Here is a 24514-nt window from a genome sequence, read left to right on the forward strand (position 1 = left end):
CCGCTCATCGCAGAAGTCGATGCACGCGCTCGATGGCGCTTACGCATCGCTGCTGCGCGGGCGCAGCCTGGACTTCGAGGATCTGCGGCTGTACGAGTTCGGCGATCAGGTGCGCGACATCGACTGGCGCGCCACCGCCAAGCACGGCGAGCCGCTCATCAAGCGCACCAAGGCCACCCGCATGCACACCGTGCTGTTCCTGGTGGACACGGGCCGCGGCATGCAGGCCCTCGCCGAGGACGAGCGCCCCAAGCGCGACCTGGTGGTGCTGCTGACGGGTGCGCTGGGCTTCCTCACCGTGCGGCACGGCGACGACTTCGCGATGATCTACGGCGACGCCGACCGCGTGCGCCGCCTGCCGCCCGGCGGCACCGAGGGCGCCCTGGAGCACGCACTGCGCACCGTGCGCGACGCGATCGACGCCAGCGCCGCGCCCAGCGACCGGGATGCGCTGCTGAGGTACACCGCCCGCAACATCTCGCGCCGCTCCATCGTCGTCATCGTCACCGACGAGGCCCCGCTGACCGACGACACCGACCGGCTGCTGCGACGGCTGAAGGTGCAGCACGACGTGCTGTGGCTGACGCTGCGGGATGCCGAGCTCGTCACCGACGGCGGCAGGCGGGTGGGCATGTTCGACCGGCTCGTCGACCCGGTGAACCCCGAGGCCGCGGGTCTGCAGCACCGCCGTGACGTGGACACCGGCTGGGGCATCCCCGATTTCGTGCATGGCGACACCGAGGTGATGGCGGAGCTGGCGGCGCTCGAGGCCGCGGCCACCGCGCACCGCGACGAGGTGCTGCGCCGGCACGAGATCACGCATGCCGATTTCTCGGGGCAGGATGCCGCGGTGCCGACGCTGCTGTCGATGCTGGACCGGAGGTCGCATGCCCGCCTCTGACGACCTGTACCCTCCCGTGCAGTACGGCTGGATGTGGATGCTGCTGGCCATCGGCATCCTGCTGCTGATCGGGCTCGCGTTCTGGATGCTGTTCCTGCTCACCCGTCCGAAGCGCAGCATCACGCTGCACGGCGCCCCCGTCTACACGCCGCCGACGGCAGACGTGCTCACGCAGCTGCGCGGCGAGTACCTGACCGGCATCCAGCGCATCGAGGACGCCTACCGTTCGCGAACCATGAACCCGAAGCAGGCGAACCTCGAGCTCTCCAGGCTCGTGCGCGAGTTCGTGAACGAGTACTCCGGGCTCGAGGCGCCCGTGCTGGCCCTGGACGACCTGGTCGCCCGGGGCGTGGATCCCGCCCTCATCGACGCGATCCGCCGGCACTACTACCCGAGCATCTTCCAGCGCGGGCCCGCCATCGATCCGGTCTACGGCGCCGAGGCCGCCCGGCGGGTGGTGAACACATGGCACTGAACACCTGGTGGCTGGTCCTGGTCGCGCTCGGCGTGCTGATCGTGGCGGTCGTCGTCGGCATCCTGCTGGGACTGCGTGGCAGGGCAAGGGCCGACGCGGCACCCGGCGTGCTGGTCTCGCGCGCCGAGCGGCTGCGCACCCTGCCGTCGTTCCGCTCCGCCATCCGCCGCCGGATGAGCCTGCTCTCCGGCATCCTCGTCGTGGGAGCCGTCGCGGTGCTGCTGGGCGGCGTGGTGGCCGCGCGACCGATGTCTCCGAAGACTGTGCAGCCTGTGAACACCAGCCGCGACATCATGCTGTGCCTGGACGTGTCCGGTTCGATGTCCGATGTCGATGTCGAGGTGCTGCGGGTGTTCGAGGAACTGCTGAAGGGCTTCAAGGGCGAGCGCATCGGGCTGACGATCTTCAACAGCTCCCCCGTGCAGGTGTTCCCGCTCACCGACGACTACCCGTTCGTGAAGACGCAGCTGCAGCAGCTGCGCTCCAGCTTCGACTACCGCGACGAGACCCCCGAGCACTGGGTGGGGACCCTCAACGGCCCCGGAGCCTCGCTGATCGGCGACGGGCTGGCCGCCTGCACCATGCGCTTCGACCACGCCGAGGACGAGCGCAGCCGCTCGGTGATCCTCGCCACCGACAACGAGGTCGCCGGAGCCTCGATCCTCACCATCGAGGAGGCCGCGCAGTACGCCAGCTCCCAGAAGGTGCGCGTGTTCGCCCTGAATCCCGTGCAGGGCAAGGATGCGAAGGTCAGCAAGCAGCTGGAGGACGCCGCCGCCCTGACCGGCGGCCAGTCGTACGCGCTGCGCGACACCACCACCGTGAGCGACATCATCACCCGGATCCAGCAGCAGGAGGCGACGGCGCTGAAGGGGCAGGCCCAGGTGATCCGCGTGGACAGCCCGAACCTCGCCATCGCCCTCATGCTGGTCGCGATACTCGGGTTCCTCACCCTGCTGTGGAGGGTGCGCCTGTGATCCTCCAGCCCGTCATCCATCCCGTGCTCCTCGCGCTGCTGTGCGCGGTGCCGGCGGTCTTCGTCGTGCGCGCCCTGATCAAGGGGCCGCGACCCCGGTCGCTGTGGGCGCTGCGCCTGGGCATGCTGGTGGTGGTGTTCGTCATGCTGCTGCGCCCCGGCATCCCCGGCGGCACTTCGCAGACCCTCGCGACCGACACCGATGTGGTGATCGTCGTCGACACCACCGCCAGCATCATCGCCGAGGACTGGAATGGCGACCAGCCGCGGCTGAACGGCGTGCGGGCCGACGTGCAGTCCATCGTGGACGAGTACCCCGGCGCGCGCTTCTCGCTGATCAGCTTCGATGCGACGGCGCAGCTGCGCCTGCCGCTGACGACGGATGCCACGGCGCTGATGTCCTCGATCGACGTGATGCTGCCCGAGATCACCGATCAGTCCCGCGGTTCCTCGATCAGCGTGGCGAATCGGATGCTGGCCGACACCCTCTCCGCCGCAGCGAAGTCGTCGCCGGATCGCAGCCGGATGGTGTTCTACCTGGGCGACGGCGAGCAGACGTCCGACACCCGGCCGGAGTCGTTCGCCAGCAGCGCGAAGTACGTCGACGGCGGCGCGGTGCTGGGCTACGGCACCGCCGAGGGCGGCCCGATGAAGAAGACCACCGGACGCACCAGCGGCGACGGCGGGTACATCCAGTACCAGGGGAAGGACGCCACCTCGGTGATCGACCAGGGCAACCTGCAGCAGATCGCCGAGCAGCTGGGCGTGACCTACCAGCACCGCACCGCATCCGCCGAGATCACGCTGCCCGAGGCCCCCACGACCACGACTGACTACACGGCATCCGGCGAGGTCGGGAACGTGATCGAGCTGTACTGGATCGCCGCCCTCGTGCTGATCGTGCTGGTGTCCGTCGAGGTCGCGCGGGCCGCGATGCAGATCGTGCGCCTGCGCGGGCTGGCCGAGAAGCCCGCGCAGAACGGAGGCGACCGATGACCGACACGATGACGTCTCCCGCAGCGTCTCCCGCCTCGAACCCCACGCCCGCCGACGCCGCTGCGGCCCTGCTCGCGGCGAACCGCCGCAGGCGCAGCATCCGGCGATGGATCACGATCGGACTGCTGCCGCTGACGCTGGCGGCGCTGCTGTTCGCAGGCAAGCTGCTGAGCATGTACGCGTTCGCGCATCAGTCGATCAGCTCGTACGTGGCCGGCGGGTACGCCGAGTCGGAGGCCGCCGCCCGCAACCTGGACGTCCTGAACTGGTTCGAGCAGTTCAAGGCGCCGTACGACATCGGCACGGCGCTGGCGGGACAGGAGAAGCTGCCCGAGGCGCGGAAGGAGCTCGAGCGCGCGCTGCCCCTGGCATCCGGTCTGGACGTCTGCTACGTGCGCATCAACCTGTCGCTGGTGATCGAACGACAGGGAGATGCCGCGCAGGCCTCCGGCGACGCGGCGAAGGCCGCGCAGTTCTACGGCGAGGCGCTGCAGGTGACGGTGGAGACGCCGAAGGAGTGCAGCAGCGACGACGCGCAGAACCAGTCTCCGGACCAGAGCCGTGACATGGGCGACACCGTGGATCAGAACAGGCAGCGGCAGCAGGAGAAGCAGCAGCAGAGCCAGCAGAACCCGGATCAGAGCCGGCAGCCGGATCAGAGCGACCAGCAGCAGGACCAGCCCAAGCAGGGCGACCTCGACGACATCCAGAAGAAGCTGGATCAGGGCGCGCAGGACCGCGAGGATCAGGGCAGGGGCGACCAGAACGGCTCCGGCGGTGGAACGGACAAGCCGTGGTAGAGCATCAGCGCAGCACGTACGTCGGCGGCTCCGAGGGAGCGCCTCCCCTGCCGCCGCCCGGCGGCTATCGCGGCGCCAGGCGCACCCAGGAGGGCCTGGACGCCGCGGCGGGCCTGGCGCAGGCATCCGGCGATGTCACCTACACCGCCGCTCCCGCCGCGGAGACGAAGCACGTCACCGTGCTGGGGCTCGTCGCGCTGATCGGCACGGTGCTGTTCGTGCTGGTGATGCTGCTGATGATGGGCGCCGGCGGCACGGACGCCCTGTACGGCACCTCGATGATCGTCGTGCAGTTCGTCGTGCTCGGCGCGATCATCGCCGCGCTCCTGACGAGGCGAGGGCGGATGCTGGGGGCCGTTGCCCTCGCGGTGACGCTGGTGTTCAACGTCGCGACCGTCGGGGCGATGGGCGCGCTGCGCTCGGCCGCCACGCACGCGTACAGCGGCACGAAGACCACCAAGCAGACGCACGAGGCCGGGTATCCCGGCATCAAGGGCGTCTCGAACGACGACGTGCTCAGCCAGCCGTCGCTGGAGGATGTGCAGTCCCAGGGGGACGAGCTGATGGCAGCCATCCGGGAGCGGCTCAGCAGCGTGTACGGCCTCACGTGGGTGCAGACCGGCGCCGTCGATGTGAGCCCCGAGCGCAACGGCTACGGCGGCGAGTCGATGCTGAAGAGGTACACCTCCACGGTGTGGTCGAGCGTGCAGCCCGTGCAGGACAACCGGCGCAAGAGCGAGATCATGAGCACGATCGACCAGGTGCTGGCCGAGAAGGGCATGTCCCAGCTGTACGCGCTCAACGAGGCGGGAACCGGAATCTCCGACGACATGCTGGCCAAGCTGTACGGCTCCGCCGACCCCGCGCGCCAGCACACCTGGGAGTACTACAGCGACACGTACCCCGACCCGTTGCGGTTCTACGCGTACGCCAACGACCTGTCGAAGGACCCCACCGGCGAGTTCCGCACCGAGCGCGAGGCCCTGCAGAAGCAGACCGGGGAGCCGCTGGAGGGCATCCAGCTGATGGTGTTCGCCCGCCAGGTGCTGCCCGCGAAGGACAGGGCCGCCTATCAGGACGAGCTCAAGGGGTATCCGGGGTACTGAGCGGAGGCGCCTCGATCAGCCCCGGCGGATGCGCCGCTGCACGACGGCCTGCAGGGCGATGCCCAGCAGGAAGACGCTGGTGCCGGTGGCGCCGACCGCCAACCACGCGAGGTGGGCGACGGGGATGAGCGAGACCGCTGCGCATGCCCCGGTGGCGGCGGCGAGGGTGGCGAGGTTGCCGCAGGCGACGAGATACGGATGCGTGATCGCGCGCCGGTGCACGGCGGGGCGGGCGTCGTGGATCCGATGCCCGATCCGGCCGACGCCGATGTAGGCCGCGCACGCCCCGACGAGCAGGCAGAAGATCGAGAGGAGATCCGGCAGTCCGCGGTGCGCGACGGTGACCATGGTCGTCGCCCAGATCAGCAGGGTGTACGTGTGCGGCATCGCGACCGTCTCGGCGACCTCGTGCACGAGTCCTCGATAGCGCGGCCGGAACGCTCCGACCTCCTCCTGTGGTGCCTGGGTCATCCTGCGTCCTTCTCCTCGATGGTGCTTCCATTCTCGCCTCCGCACAACGCCCTACCTGTGGCCTACGCTGGCACGGGGTCGATCATCGGTCTCGAGAAGGGATGGACGTGTCCGAGGCACAGCACCGCACGCTGCTCGCGATCGACGCCGGGCAGACCGGCATCAAGACGCGACTGGTCCGCCCCGACGGCGTGCGCGACGCCCTGTTCTCCGGCGTGCTCACCGATCGGCCGCTGCTCGGTCAGCTCACCCACGTCGTCGAAGCCGTCTCCCGGGATTCCGGCACGACCCCGCACACCGTCACGTTCGGCGTCTCAGGACTGACGGATGCCGATGAAGAGGCGCGCGCGCTGCTGCAGCATCCGACGCTGGCCGGCGTGCAGCGCGTCGTCGTCACGCACGACTCGGTCACCTCGTTCCTCGGTGCGCTGGGCGATCAGTACGGCGCCGTGGTCGCGGCCGGCACCGGAGTGGTCACCCTCGGCGTGGGTCCCGAGCACTCCACGCGCGTGGACGGCTGGGGCTACATCATGGGCGACGCCGGCAGCGGCTACTGGATCGGACGCGCGGCGCTGGATGCCGTGATGCGCGCGCACGACGGCCGTGGTCCCGCCACCTCGCTCACCGCCGTGGCGCAGGAGCGCTGGGCGGACCTGTCCTCGGCGTACATCGCGCTGCAGGCATCCGAGGATCGCGTCCGCATCGTGGCATCCTTCGCCGCCCCGACGGCTCTGCTCGCCGCCACCGGCGACGAGGTGGCCGAGCGCATCTGCCGTGAGGCTGCCGGAGAGCTGGCCCTGGCGGCCCTGACCGCCCTGCGCGTGACCGAGGCCCCGGCCGACGCCGCCGTCGCCGCCATCGGCGGGGTGTTCGGGTCGGACCTGATCCGCACCGCCTTCGCCGACGCCGTGCGCTCGGAGGCGCCGGATGCCCGATTCGTGAGCCCGCAGGGCTCCGGCCTGGACGGCGCGGTCGCCCTGGCGGGCCTCGGGCCCCGGCATCCGCTCCGCGAGCGCTTCGCGGACGTCAGCCGAGGCTGACGCCCTTCGCCTGCGCGGAGTCCCCGACGCCGGCCTCCGCCTCGTGCAGGATGCTGCGCGCCATGCCGTTGAAGATGATGCCGTGGAACGGCAGCAGCACCAGCCAGTAGAGCCGGCCGCTGAGCCCTCTGGGGAAGTAGACGGCCCGCTGGCGGTAGACGCTGCCGTCGGCATCCGGTTCGACGCTCATCTCCAGCCAGCCGCGGCCGGGCATCCGCATCTCGGCGCGCAGGCGCAGCATCCGCCCCCGTTCCACGGACTCGACCCGCCACACATCGATCACGTCGCCGCTGTTCACCCGTGACGGATGCCGGCGGCCACGGCGCATCCCCACTCCGCCGACGAGCCTGTCGATCCAGCCGCGGGCCGCCCACGCCAGCGGGAACGAATGCCAGCCCTGCTCGCCTCCGATCGCCTCGATCACGCGCCAGATCGCCTCGGGCGCCGTGGCACTCCTGCGCTCGCGGACATCGGTGAAGACCGTGTGACCGGCCCAATCCGGATCGCTCGGCAGCGGATCACTCGGCGCACCGGGAACAGTGGCGCTCTGCCAGCTGGTCTCCACCTCCCCGTCGGCCTCGCGCCGGAGCGCGAGGCGCACGGCGGTGCGATACGGCAGCAGTCCCTCGGCCGGGGGTGGGATGACGCGGTCGATGTCGTGCTCGTTCATGACGCAATCGTTCTGCAGCGAGGCGATGATCGGCACCGCGATCTGCCGAGGGATGGGGCTGACCAGGCTGACCCACTGAGACGCCAGCCACGGCGTCAGCACGGGAAGCGCGGCGATATGCCGCTGGGGCAGGCCCGCTTCCACGGCGTAGCCGTTCATCATCTGGCCGTACCGCAGAATGTCGGGTCCGCCGATGTCGAACGTGCGGTTCAGCTCGCCCGGCGCACCGACCGAGAGCACGAGGTAGCGCAGAACGTCGCGGACGGCGATCGGCTGCACGCGGTTGCGCACCCAGCGCGGGGCGGGCATGTACGGCAGCACCTCGGTCAGGTGCCGGATCATCTCGAACGACGCCGAGCCCGAGCCGATCACGATGCCGGCCTGGAAGACGATGGCGGGGACGGGTGCGTCCAGCAGCACCCGGCCCACCTCCGCCCGCGAGGCGAGGTGTTCGGACAGGCGGTCACCGCGGGGATGCAGACCGCCCAGGTACACCACGCGCCGCACGCCGGATGCCGCGGCGGCATCCGCGAAGGTCCTCGCGCCCTCCCTCTCCAGCGCGCGGAACCCGCGACCGGAGCTCATGGAGTGCACCAGGTGGAAGGCGACCTCGATTCCGGTCATGGCGCGCCGGGCGGCGATCTGGTCGGCCAGGTCGCCGGAGAACACCTTCACGCGGCTGCGCCAGGGCACGTCCCGCAGCTTCCATGCCGAGCGGACGAAGACGCTCACGTCGTGTCCCGCGTCCAGTAGTTGCGGCACGAGCCGCCCGCCGATGTAGCCGGTGGCCCCGGTGACGAGAACACGGGTCATGCGAAAAGCCCTTCCGTCCTGCACAGGATCAGCAGCATCGTCACACCGAACCCCACTGCATAGTTGATCGCGAGGAACCGGCGCCAGGCCCGGTTGGCCGACGCGGAGTGCGCGTCGTGCACCCGGGCGAAGGGGGCGACGATCGCGATGTACGGCACGGCGGCAAGTGACGCCAGCGACGCCGGCCACGGCGCGAACAGCATGAGCACCCCGGCGAGCGCCCACAGTGTGATCGCGAAGCGCACCGTGCGTGCCGCGCCGAGCGCCGTCGCGATGGATCCGATGTCCGCCTCGCGGTCGGGAACGATGTCCTGCACGGCGCCGAAGGCGTGGCTGGCCATGCCCCAGCAGAAGAACGCGCCCATCGTGAGGATCAGCGGCGGCGTGATGGTGGTGCCGGCGAGCGCGAAGGCGTACAGCGCCGGGGTGACGAAGTGCGTGCTCGAGGTGATCGAGTCCAGCACCGGGATCTCCTTGAAGCGCAGCCGCGGCACCGAGTACGCGAGCACGGCGAACACGCTGATCGCGAGCACCAGCCACGACAGCGGGCGCTGCGCACCGAGGATCACCAGCGCCACGACGAAGATCGCCGTGAGCACCGCCGAGATCCACAGGGTGGTGCGATGCAGGGCGAGAGGCAGCTTGGCCCCCTCGGCGCCTCCCTTGCGCGGGTTGGCGAGGTCGGACTCGTAGTCGAACACGTCGTTCACGCCGTACATCGTGAGGTTGTACGGCACCAGGAAGAACACCGTGCCGATCACGAGTGCAGCGTCGATCCGCCCGGTGCTGAGGAAGTAGCCGGCGGCGAACGGGAACGCGGTGTTGATCCAGCTCAGCGGCCGGGAGGCGACGAGCAACGTGCGCGCTGCGGAACGGCGGTCAGGCATCGGAGCGTCCTCCCGGTTCGCGTGCAGCATCCAGCAGCTGCCAGGCTCCGCTGAGCAGCAGCGCCCCCGCGATCGGATACAGCAGGTCCTCGACGGGCATCAGCGCGATGCGGATGCCCGAGATGCCGTCTTCGCGATAGTCGAAGAAGCCCGCGCCGATCATGACGTTGTCGAACACGGCAGTGAGAATCAGCAGGACGGCCGTGCTCACTCCCCACGCCGACAGGTACCGGCGCAGGTCGTCCCGGCGCCGGGCGTGCGCCGCACCGATCCCGAACAGGATGAGCCCGGCGGCGACGAAGGGCAGCGAGAGCAGCAGATAGGTCATCGTCGCTCCCTGCTCTCGCGCCAGCGCCGCCATCCGCTCAGCAGGATCAGCGTCAGGTAGGTGAGGAACAGCAGGAACATCAGTTCCTCGACCGGGAACTCCGGGGCCAGCAGGATGCCGCTCGCCCAGCGCGAATCGACATGCCGGAACACCCCGAGCGCGATGCCGGCGGCATCCCATCCGATGAAGAACACCAGCCCGACGACCAGCGCGACGACCGCCGCGACGGGCCTGCGACGCAGCACCAGGGAGAAGCGCACGTCGAGCAGCACCAGGCAGGCGCCGCTGACCACGAGCACTCCCGCGTACAGGAGGTTCATCGCAGCTCCGACGGTCCGGCCGAATGGTCGCCTCGCACGTGCTTGAGCACGAGCTCGGCGCTGATCAGGCACATGGGCAGACCCACGCCGGGAACCGACGTGGCGCCGGCGTAGAACAGCCCAGACACCTTTCGTGAACGCGTGACCCCGCGCAGGAACGCGCTCTGCCTGAGCGTGTGCGCCGGCCCCAGAGCACTGCCGCGGAAGGTGTTGAAGTCGGACTCGAAGTCGGCGGGCCCGATCGTGCGGCGCACAACGATCCTGGAGTCGAGGTCGGGGATCCCGGCCCAGCGCCCGATCTGCGCGACCGCCGCATCCGCGATCCGGTTGACCCATTCGTCGCCTGCGCGGTCGATGCCGCCGTGGCCGATGCTCGGGTCGGGCGGCAGCGGCACCAGCACGAAGACGTTCTCGTGGTCGGCGGGGGCCACCGCGTCGTCGGTGGCGCTGGGTTTGCAGACGTAGATCGACGGCGGCTGAGGCACGCGCGGGGAGGCGCCGAAGATCGCGTCGAAGTTCTCGCGCCAGTCGTCCGAGAAGAACAGCGTGTGGTGCGGCAGCTCGGGCAGCGCCCCGCGGATGCCGAGCAGCACCAGCACCGCGCTCGGTCCCGTGACCTGCCTGCGCCACCGTCGCGGGCGGTAGGAGCGGTCGCCCGGGGCCAGCAGCACGGTCTCGGTGTGGTGCTCATCGATCGCCGAGACGACGATGTCGGCATCCAGTCGCTGCCTCCGGCCGTCCTGCACGAACTCCACGGCGCTGACGCGACCGTGCTCGCTGGCGATGCGCACGACGTCGCTTCCGGTGCGGATCTCCACTCCCGCAGCTCGCGCCAGCTCGGCCAGTGACGACACGAACGAGCGGAACCCGCCCATCGGGTACTGCACGCCGTCGACGAGATCCATGTGGCTCATCAGGTGGTAGAGCGCCGGGGCCTCGAACGGCGACGTGCCCAGGAACACGGCGGGATAGCCGAGGATCTTGCGCAGCAACGGGTCGCTGAACCGGCGGCTGATGAAAGACCACAGCGAGCGGACCAGCAGCGGCAGAACGGCCGGAGCGGCCGTCAGCACCGAGGCCGAGGTGAAGCTGCGCCACGACGAGAACGGGTTGTAGAGGAACGACGAGACCGCCGCGCGGTACGTCCTGCTGGCGGATGCCAGGTAGCGGCGCACCCGGGCGCCCGACCCGGGCTCACGGCTCTCGAACAGCGCCGCGACCCGGTCGGCGCCGGCACCGACATCCGTCGCCGCCGGCACGCCGTGCCGCGGACCCGGCGTCTGGGCGTAGACCCGGTAGCCGGGCTCGAGCGGCACCAGATCGAGCTGCTCGTCGGTGCTGGTGCCCATCATCCGGTAGAAGTGATCGAACACCTCCGGCATGAGGTACCAGGACGGCCCTGTGTCGAAGGCGAAGCCGCCCTGCTCCCACGCACCCGCCCGGCCGCCGAGCTCACCGCTGCGCTCGAGCAGGGTGACGCTGTGCCCATCGCGGGCCAGCAGGCATGCGGTCGCGAGGCCGCTCACTCCCCCGCCGATGACGACCACCCGGGAAGAGCTCATCGCATCGCCTTCACGGCGAGTGCGCGCACCAGGATGCGCGCCTTGACAGCATCGGGCACGCGCACGCGCGTGGTCGCCAGCACCTCGGCGGGCGTGGCCTCGATGCGATCGGTGAGCTCGCGGAACAGGGCCTGAGCCGCCCAGACCGGTGCGCGGCACGCGCGGTCGAGCAGCGGAACCGCCTGGTCTGCGGCGCGAAGGTCGGCACGGATCGACGCGACGATGCGAGCCTTCGCGTCGTCGGTCAGCCCGTCCGCGGTCTCGGCGAAGTAGGTGCGGCCCAGCGCGCCGCGGTCGTCGGCGAAGTCCCGCAAGAAGTTGACCTTCTGGAATGCCGCTCCCAGCCGGCGCGCCCCGTCGTGCAGGGTGCGATCCTGATCGCCGCTGCGGGCGGGGGCGCCGCCCCGTGAGCGGCGTGATTCGAACACCGCGAGGCACATGAGTCCGACGACCTCCGCCGAGCCGTAGATGTAGTCGTCGAGCGCGTCGGCATCCCAGACCTCTTCGTCGAGGTCCCTCCTCATCGACGCGAAGAACGGCGTGCACAGCTCCATCCCGAAGCCGTGCTCGCGCGCCGTCAGGGCGAACGCGTGCACCACGAGGTTCGTGCTGAACCCGATTCGCAGCGCGCGCTCCGTCTCGTCCTCCAGCTCGTCGAGCAGCTTCTCTCGCATCCGCACGTCCAGACCGGCCTCCTCGGCAGGGCCGTCGACGATCTCGTCCGCCAGGCGCACCAGGGCGTAGACGCGGGCGATGTGCTCCCGCACCGGTCGCTCGAACAGGCGACTGGCCCAGCTGAACGAGGTGGAGTACCGGCGGATGACGACCCCCGCGCTCGTCTTCGCCGTCTCGGTGTACAGGTCCAGCCCTTTCATGAGGCCCTCGAGGCGCAGGCGCGGGTCAGCGAGAGCAGCTGCTCGCGCAGGGCCTCCGGCAGGGCGGATGCTGCGACCAGCCGGTTCACCTCGTCGCAGCGCTCGGCGATCACCGACTCGACGAAGACGACCGCGCCCGATTCCTCGATCACGCTCCGCAGCAGTTGAGCGTCGGCTGCGCCGAGGTCCGCATCACCGAAGAGCGCGCTGACCACGTTCCAGGCCGGATCCGACCGGGCGCAGGCGATCAGCAGCGTCTCCTTCCCGGCGCGCAGATCGCTCAGCGCCGACTTTCCCGTCTGCCGCTCGTCGCCGAAGAGACCGAGAACGTCGTCGCGCAGCTGGTAGACGACCCCTATGCGCCGGGCGATGTCGCTCAGCTCGGCGATGAGGTCTGTCGGCGCGCCGGCGAGGATGCCGGCGATCAGCAGCGGTGCGGCGAAGGAGTACGACGCGGTCTTGCGATCGACCATCTCCAGCACCTGCTGCGACGAATACCCCTCCAGGTGCAGACTCAGCCAGACGTCGTCGTGCTCTCCCGCCGCACTCTCGAAAACCGCGTCATCGAACACGTCGAGGATGGCCTCTCGACGCTCACGAGACACATCGAGGCGTGCGAGAAGCGAATGAGCAGCCGTGAGCATGAGGTCCCCGGCCAACAGTGACGACGCCTCGCCCCATGCCCGCGCGGCTTCCGGAGACGCGCCGCGCACCACGGCATCCGCCGCGAAGCGCCCGGTGATGTTCATCTCCCCGCGCCGGACGAGGTCGCGATCGATCACATCGTCGTGGATCACCAGCGCGAGATGCAGGAGCTCGATCGCGCACGCCGCGTCCACGGCCGTGGACTGGTCAGTGCCGCCCAGGGCGGCATAGGCGCCCAAAAGGGTGCGAGGGCGGATCCGCTTGCCGCCAGCCGCGATCCTCTCCAGCGACTCCCAGAGCTGCGTGTACTGGGCAGAGAAGCCCCGAGAACGCTCAGACCCGCGCCGGACGATCTCACTGAACCTCATCTCGAAGACGTCAGTCGCCGGGCGGACGCCGACGGCCTGCTCACGCATGGCGCCTCGCCACGGCTTCGGCCAGGTGAGGGGCAAGCGCGGGCAGATGGCCTACCAGCCACGGACTGAAAGCCCACGGCGCGGCCGAGGCGGCCGCCGTCAAGCCATCCACCGTCGTCCATTCCACCTCGCTCACCTCGTCGGGGTGCGGGATCAACGGGCTCGTCACCTCTGCGATGAACACCGGGCAGTGCTCGTTCTCCTGGATGCCGGACGCATCGCGCGCCGTGTATCCGAAGTCCGGCAGCACGCAGGTGATGTCCGCGATCTCCACTCCCAGTTCGAACCAGGCTCGACGACGCACGGCATCCTCCATCGATTCACCCGGTATCGGATGCCCGCACAGCGCATTCGTCCAGACGCCCGGCCAGGTGCGCTTGGCCAGGGCCCGCCTGGTCACCAGCAGACGCCCTCGGCGGTCGATGAGGTGACACGAGAAGGCGAGGTGACGAGGTGTCGACCTGCCGTGCACGGTCCGCTTCGGGGCCTCGCCGGTCGGCGCGCCGTGCTCGTCCACGAGTACGACCATCTCCTCCACGTCACCACCACCCGATTTCGTTAGCCAAGAAAGAGGTATGCCTAGCGTACCAGGTAGGATGAACTCACGCACGCGCCGTGAAGCGTCGAGCGCAGGAAGGTCGCCATGCAGTACTTCTCCAAGGATTCGAACCTGATCGACCGCTCCGGCATGACCCAGGACGACGTCGAGTCCTGCTTCCGCGTGCTCGAGGGGATGCGACGGTGGCAGGCCGCTGCACGGGCACTGTCGGAGGCCTCCAGGCGCTACATGAAGCTCAACGACAGCGACATGCGCGCGATAAGGATGATGATCCGCTCCCAGGAGCAGGGCCTCCTGGTCACCCCCAAGGACATCGCCCGCGAGGTGGGCATCTCCAGCGCGTCCACCACGAAGCTCATCGACCGCCTCGTCGACGGCGGGCACGTGACCCGCGTGCCGCACCCGAGCGACAGACGCACCATGTGCCTGCGGGTGACGGAGTCCACGCGCCGCTCGGCGCACGACACGATCGGCCGCCAGCACGCGAGGCGATTCTCGGCAGTCGCGTCGCTCGATGCGCACGAGCGCGAGACCGTGATCCGCTTCCTGAAGGCGATGATCGAGGCCGACGCGCCTCAGGGCGAACTGGCGGCTCCCTGAGCACCGGTCCGCAGCGGCGACCAGCCCCTCTGCCGCGTCGACGCACGCCAGGGCACGCCGCGACACGCCGATAGACTTGAGCGCATGTCCAAGGTGCTCCAGTCCCTCCCCGTCGGCGAAAAGGTCGGCATCGCTTTCTCCGGAGGGCTTGACACCTCCGTCGCCGTCGCGTGGATGCGCGAGAAGGGTGCGATCCCCTTCACCTACACCGGCGACCTCGGGCAGTACGACGAGAGCGACATCGCCTCGATCCCCGGCCGGGCACTGGAGTACGGCGCCGAGGCCTCGCGCCTGGTCGACGCGAAGACGGCGCTGGTCGAGGAGGGCTTCGTCGCCTTGTCATGCGGCGCGTTCCACATCCGCTCCGGCGGACGCACCTACTTCAACACCACTCCCCTGGGCCGTGCCGTCACCGGCACGCTGCTGGTGCGCGCCATGCTGGACGACGACGTCAACATCTGGGGCGACGGCTCCACCTACAAGGGCAACGACATCGAGCGGTTCTACCGCTACGGCCTGCTGGCCAACCCGCGCCTGCGCATCTACAAGCCGTGGCTCGACGCCGACTTCGTGACCCAGCTCGGCGGTCGGCAGGAGATGAGCGAGTGGCTCGTCGAACGCGGATTCCCGTACCGCGACTCCGCCGAGAAGGCGTACTCGACGGACGCCAACATCTGGGGTGCCACGCACGAGGCGAAGACCCTCGAGCACCTGAACGTGTCGCTGGAGACCGTCGACCCGATCATGGGCGTGAAGTTCTGGGACCCGTCTGTCGCCATCGAGACCGAGGACGTCACGGTCACGTTCGAGGGCGGGCGCCCGGTGGCGCTGAACGGCACTGAGTACACCGACCCGGTGGCGCTGGTCATGGAGGCCAACACGATCGGCGGCCGGCACGGCCTGGGCATGAGCGACCAGATCGAGAACCGCATCATCGAGGCGAAGTCCCGCGGCATCTACGAGGCCCCCGGCATGGCGCTGCTGTTCATCGCCTACGAGCGCCTGGTCAACGGCATCCTCAACGAGGACACCCTCGCGACCTACCACGAGCAGGGCCGCCGCCTGGGCCGCCTGATGTACGAGGGCCGCTGGCTGGAGCCGCAGTCGCTCATGCTGCGCGAGTCGATCCAGCGCTGGGTGGGCCTGACCATCTCCGGCACCGTCACCATCCGCCTGCGCCGCGGCGAGGACTGGACCATCCTCGACACCGTCTCGCCGAACCTGTCGTACGGGCCCGAGAAGCTCTCCATGGAGCGCGTGGGAGATGCCGCCTTCGGCCCGGTCGACCGCATCGGCCAGCTGACCATGCGCAACCTCGACATCGCCGACTCGCGCTCGCGCCTGGAGCAGTACGCGCACCTCGGCCTGGTCGGGGGCGCCACCGGCGAGCTGGTCGGCAAGGTCACCGCCGGCGGAGCGGCCGAGATCTCGGCATCCGAGACCGTGGACGAGGAGCTCGCGGAGGCCGTCGATGCGGCATCCGAGGGTGCCGCGTTCGACACCGGCACCGACTGACGCACCCACTCCTCCGAAGCCCCGATGCTTCGACAGGCTCAGCAACCCAGTCCCTGAGCCTGTCGAAGGGTCGGGGTTCGTCGTCGCCGGTACGGATGCTGGGAATCTCCCCAGCCAAGTTGCACAGCAATGTGCAACTTACGTACCATTGAGGTCATGAACCGCCCTGCCCGTGCCGACGCGCGCGCCAACCGCGCCGGCATCCTGGATGCCGCACGCACGGCGCTGGCCGCCGACCCGCACGCCTCCGTCGACGTCATCGCGCGCGCCGCGGGCCTGAGCCGGCGCACGCTGTACGGGCACTTCGCCGACCGCGACGCGCTGATCCGAGAACTGATCTCCGCCGGCGCGCAGCGCTTCAACGCCATCGCCGCCGGGGTCTCCGACGCCGACCCCCGCATCGCACTGGCCCGGCTGGCAGCACGCCTGTGGCAGGAGGCCACGCACGTGCAGGTCGCCGCCGCGCTCGCCCTCGACGACGCCCATGTCGAGCACACCGCCTCCGCCCTCGCGCCGCTGCGCGCGGCCGTCGCCGGACTCGTGCGCCGCGGCCAGGACGACGGCGCGTTCCGCACCGACCTGGCCACTCCGGTGCTCGCCCGCCTGATCGAGGAGATCGCGCGCGCCGTCGTCTCCCGAGCGGATGCCACAGGCGCCGATGCCGCGAATGTCGCAGTACGCACGGTGCTGAGCATCGCCGGTCTGTCCTGGCGGGAGACCGACGCCCTCCTGGCCGCGCACCCCGACCTCACCGTCCCGCCTGCGACGGAGTCCACACCTCCGACCACCGATGGCCCGGAGCCGATCGCGTGAGATCCTATGCTCAGAAAACCGCAGACCGGTCGGGAGGGGGCGCGATGCCGAACGCATGGACCGTGCTCCGCCGCGACCTCGGCCGACTCGCGCGCGTCAGCAAGGCCTGGATCATCATCATCGGCGTCATCATCACCCCGTCGCTGTACGCGTGGTTCAACATCGTCGCGTTCTGGGACCCGTACTCCAACACGCAGCACGTCGCCGTCGCCATCGTCAACCAGGACACCGGTGCGACTTCTGATCTGACGGGACATATCGACGTCGGCGGCGAACTCGTCGGCGAGCTGAAGAAGGATCACCAGCTGGGCTGGCGGTTCCTCGACGAGAAAGAGGCGATGGATGCCGTCCGCAGCGGCGACGCGTATGCCGCCATCGTCATCCCGCCCGATTTCAGCAGCGACTTCCTCAGCATCACGACCGGCACGTTCGTCCAGCCCGAGCTGAAGTACTACGTCAACGAGAAGGCCAACGCGATCGCACCGAAGATCACGGATGTCGGAGCCTCCACGCTCGACAAGCAGATCAACAGCACCTTCGTGTCGACGGTCTCGAAGGCCGTCAGCCAGCAGCTGAAGACGGCGGGAACGGATGCCGAGGACCGCCTCGGCGACGCCCGCGACAACACGGTCGGGGCCCTCGACGATGCCGTCGCGAAGGTCGGCGACGCCCGCACCCGCATCACCGAGCTGCAGACCGGGCTGACGGATGCCCAGGGACGCCTGTCCACGGCATCCGCTGCTCTCGGCGATGTCGACAAGACGCTGCGCGACGTGCAGAGCGCCGTGAAGCAGGCGCAGACGCTGGCATCCGAGGCACAGCAGGAGCTGCTGCTGGTCACCGACTCCGTCACCAGCGCGTACGTCGACGGCGCGACCCTGATCGCCGACGCGTCGGCGAAGATGAGCGGTTCGGTCGCGACCCTCTCGGCGGGGCTGCAGCAGGCGAACGTCGCCGTGGGCACGGCCATCGACGACCTGTCGGCCGTGGTGAAGTCCAACGGCGACGCGCTGGCGCAGCTGCAGCAGGTGCTGCAGAACACCGACCAGGCATCGGATGCCGCGCAGAGGCTGCGCGCCTCCATCGACGCGCTGCAGCAGCGCAACGACGCCGACCAGAAGGTGCTCGACCAGCTGAAGCAGCTGAACACCGACGTGTCGACCACCATCGACTCGGTCACCTCGTCGGCAGACGCCGTGGATGCCGCCACCCAGCAGGCCGCGACCTCGGCGAGCGCCATCCGCACTGCGCTCAGCCAGAGCGTGCCCGAACTGAACAGCGCCATGTCTGTGCTGTCCGCCGGCGCTGACGGATTCTCGGCGGCGCTCGACGCCCAGCGCTCGCAGATCACCCAGGCGCAGAAGCTGCTGGCCGGTCTCGGCACCCAGCTGGAGAGCACGAAGACGGCCCTGGGCGCGCTGGACGGCAACCTCGCCGGCGCGCAGACGAGCCTCGACGGCGTGCGCACCGATGTCACGGCGCTCAGCTCGGCCGATATCTGGAAGAAGCTCAGCACCGTCAGCGGTCTCGATCCCGCACAGATCGCGAACTTCATGGCATCCCCCGTCGAGGTGCACCAGAACGTGCTCTTCCCCACCCCCGCCTACGGCTCCGCGATGGCCGCGCTGTTCACGAACCTGTCGCTGTGGATCGGCGCCTTCGTGCTGGTGGTCATCATGAAGCTGGAGGTCGACAGCGAGGGAGTCGAGGGCATCACCGTACGCCAGGCGTACCTGGGCCGCTGGCTGCTGTTCGCCTGCATCGCCGTGTTCCAGGCCGTGGTCGTGTCGGTGGGGAACATCGTCATCGGCGTGCAGACCGCGAACGCCTTCGCGTTCGTGGGCACCAGCGTGCTCATCGGCCTGGTCTACCTGAGCATCATCTACGCCCTGTCGGTGTGCTTCGGCTACGTGGGCAAGGGCCTGTGCATCCTGCTGGTGATCTTCCAGATCCCCGGCGCCTCGGGCCTGTATCCGATCGAGATGATGCCGGACTTCTTCCGCGGGCTGTACCCGTTCCTGCCGTTCACCTACGGCATCGACGCGCTGCGCGAGACCATCAGCGGCTTCTCCGGCGGCGACTGGTGGCGGTTCATGGGCGCGCTGTCGGTCTACGCGCTGCTGGCCTTCGGACTGGGGCTCTTCCTGCGCCGCCGGCTGGGAAGCTTCGCGCTGCTGTTCAACCGCCGGCTGGCCGAGAGCCGCCTGCTGGTCAGCGAGGACGTGCAGATCACCGGCCGCCGCCGCACTCCCGAGATCATCCACGCGCTGACCGACGGCGACGGATTCCGCGCCGAGGTCGCCGAGCGCTCCCGGCGATTCACCCACCGGTACCCGACACGGCTGCGACTGGTGGCGATCGTGGCCGCGGCGGGCATCGCGGTGCTGGGCGTCGCCGCCTGGCTGCTGCCCGATGTCAAGGCCACCATGCTGGGCCTGTGGGCGCTGTGGACGCTGATCATCATCGCGACGCTGGTCACGATGGAGTACATCAAGCACAGCATCCACACCGCATCCGAGGTGAGCGCACTGCCGGATGCCGAGCTGCGGCTGGCCCTGATCGACGAAGGTGCGCCGTGGACGGTCGACGACGCTTCACTTCGACTCGCTACCGCTCGCTCAGTACAGGCGACAGGCTCAGAGACCCGGGACGGCAGACGCCCTGAGCCGACCTCAGCGGCCCAGGAACATCGCGGCGCGGGGAGCGAAGGGCCGGATCAGGAGGAGTACGCATGGGAAGGGCAGGGGCTCGCGTGAACGGCATCCTGCATGTGCTCCGGCACGACCTGCGCCGCGCCACCACGAACGTGATGGCCGTCATCGTGCTGTTCGGCCTGATCGTGATCCCCTCACTGTTCACCTGGTTCAACGTGATCGCCAGCTGGAACCCGTTCGAGAACACCAAGAACCTCACGGTCGCCGTCGCCAGCACCGACACGGGCTACCAGAGCGACCTCGTGCCGCTGCGCCTGAACGTGGGCGAGCAGGTGCTGTCCGCGCTGCGCGCGAATCACGACCTGAACTGGGTGTTCACCTCGAAGAAGGACGCCATCGACGGCACCCGCTCCGGCGACTACTACGCCGCGATCGTGCTGCCGCCCACCTTCAGCGCCGACATGATGACCTTCTACTCGAACGGGTCGCAGCGCACCAGCATCGAGTACTACATCAACGAGAAGAAGAACGCGCTGGCGCCGAAGATCACCGAGCAGGGCGCCGGCGAGGTCTCCACCACCATCAACGAGGCGTTCACCGAGACGCTCGGCGAAGCGGGGCTGAACATCATCACCTCGCTGTCGAGCTACCTGGACTCCGCCGACACGCAGGCGGCCCTGTCGCGGCTTCAGGCGCACGTCGGCGCGGTCTCCGCGCAGCTGCGCTCCGATGCCGACACCGCCGACATGTTCGGCTCGCTGATCTCCTCCACCCTGCCGCTGGTCGACAGCGCGTCCGGGCTCGTGACCTCCTCCGGCGATGCGCTGCGCGGCGCCACCGGCGCGCTGGGAAGCGGCAAGGACGCCGCGCAGTCGCTGAAGAGCGTGCTCGACTCGACCACCGCGGCCCTCGGCAGCGCCCTGGCCGGCACGGCCGACAGCTACCAGGCCGTGGCCGACAGCGTCGATCGGGCCTTCGCCGCGATGGGTGCGCAGGCGGGCAGCTCGGCGGACAGCATCCGCGCCATCGCCGACCGCGTGCAGACGCAGGTCGATCAGCATCAGGCGATCCGCGACGACCTGGTGAACACCGTGCGTCCGCTGATCCCGGCCGCTCAGCTGGACTCGTTCGATCAGGCGGTGTCCCGTCTCGACGCCGCCATCGCGCGCGAGCAGGCTCTGCAGACCCGGCTGGTCGACGCCGCCACGCAGATCACCACCGGCAACGGCGACGCGCAGGCCACGCACGCCGAGATCACCAGGCTCATCGCCCAGGCGAAGGCCGCCGTGCAGAACGCCCACGCGAGCTACACCGACAGCCTGAAGCCGAAACTCGAGAAGCTCGCGGGCACGCTGGCCACCATCGGCAAGGACGTCAAGGGCATCGGCGGGCAGCTCTCGTCGGTCACGAAGTCGCTGAGCGGCTCCGACTCGCTGCGCTCGGCGCTGACGGATGCCGGATCCCTGACTTCCGGGATCTCGGCGTCGCTGACCCAGACCGCCGACAGGTTCGACGCACTGGATGCCGCGCTGACCAAGGCCATCGACACCGGCGACCTGAGCGACCTGTCGAAGGCCATCGGATCCGACCCGAAGGATCTCGCCGCGCACCTGGCACAGCCGGTGGCGCTCACGCGCGTGCCGGTGTACTCCGTGGTGAGCTTCGGTGCCGCGATGACTCCGCTGTACACCGTGCTCGCGCTCTGGGTCGGGTCGCTGCTGATCGCCGTGTCGATCCGCGTGGACCCGCCCGCCGACGAGGCGGAGGACCTCTCCCCCGCGCAGACGTACCTCGGCAGGTTCGGCATCTTCGCGCTGGTCGGATTCCTGCAGGCCACGGTCGTGAGCGTGGGCAGCGTGCTGTTCACGCAGGTGCAGCCCCAGCATCCGCTTCTGCTGATCCTGGCCGGCTGGGTCAGTTCGCTGGTCTTCACGCTGATCATCTACACGTTCGTCGTGGCGTTCGGCAGCGCGGGCAAGGCGCTGGCGGTGCTGCTGCTGGTGATCCAGATCTCCGGCTCCGGCGGCGCCTACCCTCTGCAGGTGCTGCCGCAGTGGTTCCAGAACGTGAGTCCGTTCCTGCCCGCCACGCACGCCGTGAACGCCATGCGCGCCGCCATCGCCGGGATCTACCGCAACGACTACTGGGTCTCGCTGGGTTGGCTTCTCGCGTTCGTCATCCCGGCGCTGCTGCTGGGGCTCGTGCTGCGGGTTCCGCTGATGGGCTTCACGCAGAAGACCGTGCGCGCACTGGAGTCGACCAAGCTCATGTGAGCCGTCCGACCAGGACTTTCTCGTACCCGGTGCAGATATTCGCGGCCGGAACGACTGGATAGGATGCCAGGGCATGCGCTTACCCGAGACGCGCGCCCACGCTCCGTGACACGGAGTCCCACGACTCATGGGAGACCAGCCGATGTCGTCAGCCACTGCTGCAGCACCATCCCGCCCCTCGATCGCCGCAAGGATCGGCCGCATCGCGTTCATCGTGCTGGCATCCGTGCTGGTACTGGCGACCGCCGCCGCGTTCTTCCTCGCCTGGACGATCCAGCGCTCCTTCCCGCAGACCTCGGGTGAGCTGACCGTCAAGGGCCTGCACGAGAGCGTCACCGTGCAGCGCGACGCTCTGGGCGTGCCCACCGTCACGGCGTCGTCGACCGACGACCTGTTCTTCGCCCAGGGATTCGTGCACGCGCAGGATCGGTTCTTCGAGATGGACTTCCGCCGGCACGTCACCTCGGGTCGGGTCGCCGAGATGTTCGGCCCCTCGCAGGTGGCCACCGACAAGTTCCTGCGCACGCTGGGCTGGCACGAGGTCGCGCAGCAGGAGGTGGATGCCCTGGACGACACCACCCGCGGCTACTACCAGGCCTACGCCGACGGCGTGAACGCCTACCTCGCTTCGCGCTCCGGCGCCGACCTGTCGCTGGAGTACGCCGTGCTCGGCATCCAGAATCCCGACTACAAGCCCGAGCCGTGGCAGCCCGCCGACTCCGTCGCGTGGCTGAAGGCGATGGCCTGGGATCTGCGCACCAACATCGTGGACGAGACCGACCGCGCGCTGCTGGCGGCGGATCTCGACAAGGCCGGGGAATCGGATGCCGATGCCCAGGCGCTCATCGAGAAGGTGTACCCGGCATACCCGTTCGCGCAGAACCCGGTGATCGTGCCGAAGATCACCACCGATGCACCGGCGGCGGATGCCGAACCCGCCGCGAAGCCGGCCGCATTCACCGGCGGCACCGGCACCGATGTCGGGCAGGCGCTGCAGACCGTCCAGTGGCAGCAGGCCGACAGCGTGATCGAGGCCGCGAGCATGCTGATCGGGCCCCTCGGCGAGGGCATCGGCTCGAACTCGTGGGTGGTCTCGGGCGATCTGACCGCCAGCGGCAAGCCGCTGCTGGCCAACGACCCGCACCTGGGAGCCGCACTCCCGTCGGTCTGGTATCAGATGCAGCTGAAGTGCTCGAAGGTCTCGGCGGACTGCCCGTTCGACGTGGCGGGATTCACGTTCTCGGGCCTCCCAGGCGTCGTCATCGGCCACAACGGCAAGATCGCGTGGGGCTTCACCAACCTCACCACCGACGTGGCCGACCTGTACATCGAGAAGGTGCAGGGCGACCAGTACTGGCGCGACGGCGCGCTGGTCCCCCTGGAGGTGAAGAAGGACGTCATCAGGGTGGCGGGCGGCAAGGACGTGCCGCTGACCATCCGCCGCACGGTGCACGGGCCGATCATCTCGGGGCTCACGGACGACTTCACGGCCATCGCGAAGCATCCGTCGGCCGAGATCGGCAAGGCAGTGACCGATGTGCCCAGCGCCACCGCGGACACGACGATGACCGGCGACTACGCCGTGAGCCTGCGATGGACGGCGCTGGATCCCGGCACGACGGCCAGCGCGATCTTCGCGCTGGACACGGCATCCGATTTCAAGGACTTCCGTCACGCGGCATCCCTGTTCGACGTGCCGGCGCAGAACCTCATCTACGCCGATAAGAAGGGCAACATCGGATACCAGGCGCCGGGCCGGCTGCCCATCCGCGGTGCGGGCGACGGCTGGCTGCCGCAGCCCGGCTGGGACAGCGCCTACGACTGGACGGGATTCATCCCCTTCGACGAGCTGCCCGTGTCGTACAACCCGCCCGAGGGGTACATCGTCACCGCCAACAACGCGATCGTCACCGACGACTACCCGTACTTCCTCTCCCGCGACTGGGACTACGGATACCGCGCCGCGCGCATCTCGCATCTCATCGAGCGCAAGTCCGCCACCGGCCCGCTGACGGGCAAGGGCCTGCACGAGATCCAGCTGGACGACGAGATGTGGATCGGCAAGCAGCTGGCGGCCGCCATGGGCGATGTCACGGTCGAGGGCAAGGGACCGAAGGCCGCGGCGGAGCTGCTGCGCACCTGGGACGCGCAGAACCGGGCCGACTCCCCCGCCGCCGCGTACGCCAACGTGCTGTGGTCGAACCTGGTGCACAACGTGTTCACCGATCGAGAGGTGCCGCTGCCTGTGGGCGACCAGGGTCGGCTGTTCACGGTCGTCGGCACCCTGCTCGACAATCCCTCCGACCCGCTGTGGAGCAACGACCGCCTGGGGGTGACCGGCATGGATGAGATGCTCGCCCTGTCGGCGAAGCAGGCGTACTCCGAGCTGTCGAAGCTGCAGGGCGAGGACGTCACGGGGTGGAACTGGGGCACGCTTCATGCGCTCACGCTCACCAGCTCCACGCTGGGCTCGTCGGGCATCAAGCCCATCGAGATGCTGTTCAATCGCGGGCCGTACTCCGTGAGCGGCGGATCATCGGTGGTGAATGCCACCGGCTGGATCCTCGGCGAGTCGTACGCGACCACCACCGTGCCGTCCATGCGCATGATCGTGGATCTGGCGGACTTCGACAAGTCCACCTGGATCCACCTGACCGGTGCCAGCGGGCACGCGTTCAACGAGCACTACACGGATCAGACCGTGGACTGGGCTGCCGGCATCCAGAAGCCCTGGGCCTTCTCGCGGAAGGCCGTCACGGCCGCGGCGACGGACACCCTGGTGCTGAAGCCCTGACCCTTCCCGCTCGTGCAGAACGGGG

Annotated in this window: 22 protein-coding genes; 13 read left to right on the forward strand and 9 right to left on the reverse strand. The window is 69.3% G+C overall.

What is annotated here, in order from left to right; all coding sequences use genetic code 11:
* Nucleotides 1–19: 19 nt before the first annotated feature.
* From Q0568_RS06045 to Q0568_RS06070, 6 genes are read left to right on the forward strand one after another with little or no spacing between them, the layout of a single operon-like run.
* Nucleotides 20–901, forward strand: a complete 882-nt coding sequence (locus tag Q0568_RS06045; RefSeq protein ID WP_298863802.1) for a DUF58 domain-containing protein — start codon at nt 20–22, stop codon at nt 899–901.
* Complete coding sequence (locus Q0568_RS06050) at nt 888–1376, forward strand: hypothetical protein (RefSeq protein ID WP_298863805.1); 489 nt, start codon at nt 888–890, stop codon at nt 1374–1376. The genes Q0568_RS06045 and Q0568_RS06050 overlap by 14 nt, the downstream gene beginning before the upstream one ends.
* Nucleotides 1367–2353 carry a VWA domain-containing protein gene (locus Q0568_RS06055; RefSeq protein WP_298863807.1) on the forward strand — a complete coding sequence of 329 codons (987 nt, stop codon included), beginning with the start codon at nt 1367–1369 and terminating at the stop codon, nt 2351–2353. Before Q0568_RS06050 ends, Q0568_RS06055 begins: the two co-directional genes overlap by 10 nt.
* Nucleotides 2350–3348: a VWA domain-containing protein gene (locus tag Q0568_RS06060; protein ID WP_298863810.1), complete on the forward strand. Its 999-nt coding sequence runs from the start codon at nt 2350–2352 to the stop codon at nt 3346–3348. Before Q0568_RS06055 ends, Q0568_RS06060 begins: the two co-directional genes overlap by 4 nt.
* A complete protein-coding gene (locus Q0568_RS06065) occupies nt 3345–4148 on the forward strand; it encodes a tetratricopeptide repeat protein (RefSeq protein WP_298863812.1) in 804 nt (267 codons plus the stop codon). Before Q0568_RS06060 ends, Q0568_RS06065 begins: the two co-directional genes overlap by 4 nt.
* The gene (locus Q0568_RS06070; protein WP_298863815.1) at nt 4142–5254 is read left to right on the forward strand and encodes a hypothetical protein; all 1113 of its coding nucleotides are present in this window, start codon (nt 4142–4144) and stop codon (nt 5252–5254) included. The genes Q0568_RS06065 and Q0568_RS06070 overlap by 7 nt, the downstream gene beginning before the upstream one ends.
* Nucleotides 5255–5269: 15 nt before the next feature.
* Here the strand turns inward: Q0568_RS06070 and Q0568_RS06075 are convergent, their stop codons facing one another.
* Complete coding sequence (locus tag Q0568_RS06075; RefSeq protein ID WP_298863817.1) at nt 5270–5725, reverse strand: hypothetical protein; 456 nt, start codon at nt 5723–5725, stop codon at nt 5270–5272.
* A 107-nt stretch (nt 5726–5832) separates the two neighbouring features.
* Between Q0568_RS06075 and Q0568_RS06080 the strand changes: the two genes are divergently transcribed.
* Nucleotides 5833–6765 (forward strand): N-acetylglucosamine kinase, encoded by a 933-nt coding sequence (locus Q0568_RS06080; RefSeq protein ID WP_298863820.1) that lies wholly within the window; start codon nt 5833–5835, stop codon nt 6763–6765.
* Here Q0568_RS06080 and Q0568_RS06085 read toward each other — a convergent pair.
* The 8 genes from Q0568_RS06085 to idi are packed head-to-tail and all read right to left on the reverse strand — an operon-like array spanning nt 6752 to nt 13810.
* Nucleotides 6752–8248, reverse strand: coding sequence for an SDR family oxidoreductase (locus Q0568_RS06085; RefSeq protein ID WP_298863823.1), 1497 nt, complete (start codon nt 8246–8248; stop codon nt 6752–6754). The genes Q0568_RS06080 and Q0568_RS06085 overlap by 14 nt on opposite strands.
* Nucleotides 8245–9135 (reverse strand): prenyltransferase, encoded by an 891-nt coding sequence (locus tag Q0568_RS06090; RefSeq protein WP_298863826.1) that lies wholly within the window; start codon nt 9133–9135, stop codon nt 8245–8247. Before Q0568_RS06090 ends, Q0568_RS06085 begins: the two co-directional genes overlap by 4 nt.
* A complete protein-coding gene (locus Q0568_RS06095; RefSeq protein WP_298863829.1) occupies nt 9128–9463 on the reverse strand; it encodes a lycopene cyclase domain-containing protein in 336 nt (111 codons plus the stop codon). Before Q0568_RS06095 ends, Q0568_RS06090 begins: the two co-directional genes overlap by 8 nt.
* Complete coding sequence (locus tag Q0568_RS06100) at nt 9460–9783, reverse strand: lycopene cyclase domain-containing protein (protein ID WP_298863833.1); 324 nt, start codon at nt 9781–9783, stop codon at nt 9460–9462. Before Q0568_RS06100 ends, Q0568_RS06095 begins: the two co-directional genes overlap by 4 nt.
* The gene (gene crtI / locus Q0568_RS06105) at nt 9780–11345 is read right to left on the reverse strand and encodes a phytoene desaturase family protein (protein WP_298863836.1); all 1566 of its coding nucleotides are present in this window, start codon (nt 11343–11345) and stop codon (nt 9780–9782) included. Before crtI ends, Q0568_RS06100 begins: the two co-directional genes overlap by 4 nt.
* Entirely contained in the window at nt 11342–12220 is an 879-nt protein-coding gene (locus Q0568_RS06110) for a squalene/phytoene synthase family protein (RefSeq protein ID WP_298863838.1), read from the reverse strand. The genes crtI and Q0568_RS06110 overlap by 4 nt, the downstream gene beginning before the upstream one ends.
* A complete protein-coding gene (locus Q0568_RS06115) occupies nt 12217–13281 on the reverse strand; it encodes a polyprenyl synthetase family protein (protein WP_298863839.1) in 1065 nt (354 codons plus the stop codon). Before Q0568_RS06115 ends, Q0568_RS06110 begins: the two co-directional genes overlap by 4 nt.
* Nucleotides 13274–13810 carry an isopentenyl-diphosphate Delta-isomerase gene (gene idi, locus Q0568_RS06120; RefSeq protein WP_298863841.1) on the reverse strand — a complete coding sequence of 179 codons (537 nt, stop codon included), beginning with the start codon at nt 13808–13810 and terminating at the stop codon, nt 13274–13276. Before idi ends, Q0568_RS06115 begins: the two co-directional genes overlap by 8 nt.
* A gap of 114 nt (nt 13811–13924) precedes the next feature.
* Here idi and Q0568_RS06125 point away from each other — a divergent pair, with 114 nt between their 5' ends.
* The 6 genes from Q0568_RS06125 (at nt 13925) to Q0568_RS06150 (ending at nt 24489) form a co-directional block, all read left to right on the forward strand.
* Nucleotides 13925–14440, forward strand: a complete 516-nt coding sequence (locus Q0568_RS06125) for a MarR family transcriptional regulator (RefSeq protein ID WP_298863844.1) — start codon at nt 13925–13927, stop codon at nt 14438–14440.
* Nucleotides 14441–14524: 84 nt separating this feature from the next.
* Entirely contained in the window at nt 14525–15955 is a 1431-nt protein-coding gene (gene argG / locus Q0568_RS06130) for an argininosuccinate synthase (protein ID WP_298863847.1), read from the forward strand.
* 156 nt (nt 15956–16111) lie between these two features.
* Nucleotides 16112–16768, forward strand: coding sequence for a TetR/AcrR family transcriptional regulator (locus Q0568_RS06135; RefSeq protein ID WP_298863850.1), 657 nt, complete (start codon nt 16112–16114; stop codon nt 16766–16768).
* 44 nt (nt 16769–16812) lie between these two features.
* Nucleotides 16813–19524 (forward strand): YhgE/Pip domain-containing protein, encoded by a 2712-nt coding sequence (locus Q0568_RS06140; protein ID WP_298863853.1) that lies wholly within the window; start codon nt 16813–16815, stop codon nt 19522–19524.
* A complete protein-coding gene (locus Q0568_RS06145; RefSeq protein ID WP_298863856.1) occupies nt 19500–21695 on the forward strand; it encodes a YhgE/Pip domain-containing protein in 2196 nt (731 codons plus the stop codon). The genes Q0568_RS06140 and Q0568_RS06145 overlap by 25 nt, the downstream gene beginning before the upstream one ends.
* A 142-nt stretch (nt 21696–21837) precedes the next feature.
* Nucleotides 21838–24489 carry a penicillin acylase family protein gene (locus Q0568_RS06150; protein WP_298863859.1) on the forward strand — a complete coding sequence of 884 codons (2652 nt, stop codon included), beginning with the start codon at nt 21838–21840 and terminating at the stop codon, nt 24487–24489.
* Nucleotides 24490–24514 lie beyond the last annotated feature (25 nt).

Source organism: uncultured Microbacterium sp. (assembly GCF_937927635.1).
Taxonomy (GTDB): Bacteria; Actinomycetota; Actinomycetes; order Actinomycetales; family Microbacteriaceae; genus Microbacterium.

Coding starts and splice junctions, on each gene's coding strand:
- Q0568_RS06045 (WP_298863802.1), top strand. CDS start 20: ATGCACGCGCTCGATGGCGCTTACGCATCGCTGCTGCGCGGGCGCAGC.
- Q0568_RS06050 (WP_298863805.1), top strand. CDS start 888: ATGCCCGCCTCTGACGACCTGTACCCTCCCGTGCAGTACGGCTGGATG.
- Q0568_RS06055 (WP_298863807.1), top strand. CDS start 1,367: ATGGCACTGAACACCTGGTGGCTGGTCCTGGTCGCGCTCGGCGTGCTG.
- Q0568_RS06065 (WP_298863812.1), top strand. CDS start 3,345: ATGACCGACACGATGACGTCTCCCGCAGCGTCTCCCGCCTCGAACCCC.
- Q0568_RS06075 (WP_298863817.1), bottom strand. CDS start 5,725: ATGACCCAGGCACCACAGGAGGAGGTCGGAGCGTTCCGGCCGCGCTAT.
- Q0568_RS06085 (WP_298863823.1), bottom strand. CDS start 8,248: ATGACCCGTGTTCTCGTCACCGGGGCCACCGGCTACATCGGCGGGCGG.
- Q0568_RS06090 (WP_298863826.1), bottom strand. CDS start 9,135: ATGCCTGACCGCCGTTCCGCAGCGCGCACGTTGCTCGTCGCCTCCCGG.
- Q0568_RS06095 (WP_298863829.1), bottom strand. CDS start 9,463: ATGACCTATCTGCTGCTCTCGCTGCCCTTCGTCGCCGCCGGGCTCATC.
- Q0568_RS06100 (WP_298863833.1), bottom strand. CDS start 9,783: ATGAACCTCCTGTACGCGGGAGTGCTCGTGGTCAGCGGCGCCTGCCTG.
- crtI (WP_298863836.1), bottom strand. CDS start 11,345: ATGAGCTCTTCCCGGGTGGTCGTCATCGGCGGGGGAGTGAGCGGCCTC.
- Q0568_RS06110 (WP_298863838.1), bottom strand. CDS start 12,220: ATGAAAGGGCTGGACCTGTACACCGAGACGGCGAAGACGAGCGCGGGG.
- Q0568_RS06115 (WP_298863839.1), bottom strand. CDS start 13,281: ATGCGTGAGCAGGCCGTCGGCGTCCGCCCGGCGACTGACGTCTTCGAG.
- idi (WP_298863841.1), bottom strand. CDS start 13,810: ATGGTCGTACTCGTGGACGAGCACGGCGCGCCGACCGGCGAGGCCCCG.
- Q0568_RS06125 (WP_298863844.1), top strand. CDS start 13,925: ATGCAGTACTTCTCCAAGGATTCGAACCTGATCGACCGCTCCGGCATG.
- argG (WP_298863847.1), top strand. CDS start 14,525: ATGTCCAAGGTGCTCCAGTCCCTCCCCGTCGGCGAAAAGGTCGGCATC.
- Q0568_RS06135 (WP_298863850.1), top strand. CDS start 16,112: ATGAACCGCCCTGCCCGTGCCGACGCGCGCGCCAACCGCGCCGGCATC.
- Q0568_RS06140 (WP_298863853.1), top strand. CDS start 16,813: ATGCCGAACGCATGGACCGTGCTCCGCCGCGACCTCGGCCGACTCGCG.
- Q0568_RS06145 (WP_298863856.1), top strand. CDS start 19,500: ATGGGAAGGGCAGGGGCTCGCGTGAACGGCATCCTGCATGTGCTCCGG.
- Q0568_RS06150 (WP_298863859.1), top strand. CDS start 21,838: ATGTCGTCAGCCACTGCTGCAGCACCATCCCGCCCCTCGATCGCCGCA.